General features: G+C 60.7%; 1 protein-coding gene. It reads right to left on the bottom strand.

What is annotated here, in order from left to right; translation table 11 throughout:
- Positions 1-249 (bottom strand): glycine-rich domain-containing protein (locus JHD07_RS39320; RefSeq protein WP_366865935.1); only part of this gene is annotated, 249 nt, incomplete at its 3' end.
- Positions 250-405: the final 156 nt, after the last annotated feature.

Here is a 405-nt window from a genome sequence, read left to right as displayed (position 1 = left end):
TACTGAGTCATTTCCTGCGGTACCAACTCCAGTTGATGCACTTTGTCCACTTCCGCCAGCGCCAACCGTAACAGTTAGTGCTACACCTGAAGATACTGCAAATCCTGTTGCAGTCCTATATCCTCCGGCGCCGCCTCCACCTGCCTGCCCCAATGCGGGTTCGGCGGCGGCGGTCGCCAGCATGGTGACCAGCACGAGGCCCGTCATGCGCATCGCGCGTCTTTCACTGCATGTGTCGAGGTCGAGCATCATCGATCCTGCTGGTATCCCTGATGGGTCGTGTTCTGCTTGATGTTGCCGTGGCGGCCCTGGGTTTCGAAATTCTCGCGGCCCGGCACCCGTTCCGCCGTTTCGACGGCCGGATCGGAACCGGGTCCCTTGTGGCTGCGCTGTTCTTCGGGAACG

Source organism: Bradyrhizobium sp., from assembly GCF_016462955.1.
GTDB lineage: Bacteria > Pseudomonadota > Alphaproteobacteria > Rhizobiales > Xanthobacteraceae > Bradyrhizobium.
This window is presented reverse-complemented; position numbering and strand designations above follow the sequence as displayed.